Below are 2,480 nucleotides of genomic sequence, written 5' to 3' on the forward strand. Positions count from 1 at the left end.
GAGTTCAGTAGGCTAAGTACCCAGCGCCTTGCCGCATTGCTGCGGTAGGTTTCCAGGCACTCGCCCCCGAACCGGACTTACAACTCTCGCTGTATCCGGCTCTCTATTCATTCACAGCCTGCACCGTGAATTTTCGTGTGACAACTTTCACAGACCACCAAAGTTTTTCGGTTAATCCTCTTCATGAAAACTGCCCACGGTTGGCTTTCATCCAGCTCTTTCAGCGTTCTAACTTGGTGCATTACCAACGCTGAAGTTTCTTTTCCGCACCATTCACACCGATTTGCTTTTAATCGTGCGCCGAGACTGGGCTTTTTCAGGATGCCTTTCGGCTTATGGATAATATCTGCTTCTTTTCCCAGCGGATAGGGGTCTCTTGCAAGACTGTCCTTCCACAGTAGTCGGATGCGCTCATTTCCATGCTTGTCCTGGAATTTTACCCCGATGTCCTTGACAATACGATATTGAGCAATAATTTTGCCTTTGGTTGTACGGTATTTACAGGCCAAGGTTTTATAGAAACTGTACTCCATGATATAGCGGAACTTGTGCAGCTTAGAGCGATTGTTTGCAATCGCATAATAATTACAGAATCCCCGCACCTCACCATTGTACTGGTCTAGGATACTCAGGTCTGTTCGTCCGACAAGTTTTCCACGATACGTGGGTTGCCAAATCTCTGTTCCATTGCGAACATCAATTCTCATGGCTCCCAGTTCCAGCAGCTTTTTTTGAATGACAGAAGTCGGAACTTCCAGCATTACATGGCCGCTGTAGTTTCGGGCTGTGGAACCGCTTTTTGTCTTTTTGGTGTGATTGCTCTGCGGTGTGACCCTGATGTCAAATCCCAAGAATTTTGCACGGTCTGTTGCTTTAGTGACCAGCGTCTTTTCTTCCGACAGTTCCAGTTTCAACTGTTCGGCGATATATACGCCGATTTCCTGCTTAACAGCCTGTGCATCCTCTTTGGCTCCGATGATACCGATAAGAAAATCGTCAGCGTAACGGACGTATTGCAGTCTGCGGAAATTTGTATCCATTGGATTTTTGCAGGGGATGGATTTGTGTACCTTATCCAGTTCCCGGATGCTTTCCAAAAGGGATTGCTTTTCTTCCTCAGACTGTGCCTTTGCCAGCTTCCTTTTGAGTCGGATTCTCTTTGCGCTCAGCTTATGGTATTCCACATTGACGGCTCGCTTGTTCCCACGGTCAAACCGTTTCTTGTATTCAGCCATATATTTGTCGAACTGGTCGAGATAGATATTGGCTAGAATGGGACTAATGATGCCGCCCTGCGGAGTGCCGCTGTAGCTTTGATGCAGTTGGTTATCTTCCATATATCCTGCGTTGAGAAATTTACGGATAAGGCGCAGAAAACGCTCATCTTTAATTCTCTTGCGAAGGATGCCAATCATGACATTGTGGTCAATATTGTCGAAGAATCCTTTAATGTCACCCTCAACAAACCACTTGCATCTGGTAAAGCGATTTTGAATCATCCTCAAAGCTGTGTGACAACTTCTGTCAGGCCGAAAGCCATGGGAGGCGTCCTCAAAGCTGTTCTCATAGATGGATTCCAACAGCATACGGACAACTTCCTGTACCAGCTTGTCGTCAATGGACGGAATACCCAGAGGACGGAGTTTTCCATTCTTCTTAGGGATATATGTCCGTCTGGACGGTTTGGGCTGGTAGGATTCGTCTTTCAGGGTTGCAATAAGCCTGTCGATTCTTTCAAGGCTCATTGCGTCGATGGTTTTTCCGTCTGTGCCTGCGGTCATGTTTCCCTGACTGGCATAAATATTCTGATATGCCCGTAAGAAAAATTCCCGATTGAACAGGTTGCGGTACAACCTGTCATAGACATAGCCGGATTGAGCTGAATGTTCTTGCAGACTGTTCAATACATTTTCTGGATCTCTCATAGTGCCTCACGCACCTTCCTTTCTGTTGTATTGAATTGAATGAACTGCCGCCCTTCGCCATGTGCGTGCCATTAATACGCTCGGACTACTACGGCGGCTCCGTTGCCATATTGGATATTCAGGGCCTACGCCCATAGCTCTTGTGAGCGTTCCAACTTAGGCAATCCCCATTTAGCAGCAGAGTAAAAAAGCATTGTTCATTGTCGGATGCGGTTTTCGTCCTTTTATGCTGATACATACGGACTGTGCATTCGGTTTCGCTCATCCTGCTCATGTTTCTACAGGTGAGATGCACAGCGTAACGGGTATAGCTGCCTTCCGTTACGACCACCACAAATGTCCCTCGGACTGCCGTTCAGCCAGTTTAGGTTTCATCCTTATATGAACTTTTGGTCTTGCTGCTCAGTCGTGGCACGGCAACTTGCCAACTTGCAGCTTTACGGTCATGCTGCTGTCCCCTTTGGGTTTCCCCGCCAGGTTAGCCGTTGACCACAGGCCTGAAACCTCACACCTGCCGCTTGCTAAGCGGATTTACTCTGCCCCTTATGGGCGCAC

The 2,480-nt window shown here is 47.6% G+C and carries 1 protein-coding gene; it reads right to left on the reverse strand.

Annotation, left to right across the window (positions count from 1 at the left end; translation table 11 throughout):
* Positions 1 to 107: 107 nt before the first annotated feature.
* Entirely contained in the window at positions 108 to 1,925 is a 1,818-nt protein-coding gene (ltrA, locus tag R2K26_RS15400; RefSeq protein ID WP_308449039.1) for a group II intron reverse transcriptase/maturase, read from the reverse strand.
* Positions 1,926 to 2,480: the final 555 nt, after the last annotated feature.

It is taken from the genome of Neglectibacter sp. CSJ-5 (genome assembly GCF_032490475.1).
Taxonomy (GTDB): domain Bacteria; phylum Bacillota; class Clostridia; order Oscillospirales; family Acutalibacteraceae; genus Hominenteromicrobium; species Hominenteromicrobium mulieris.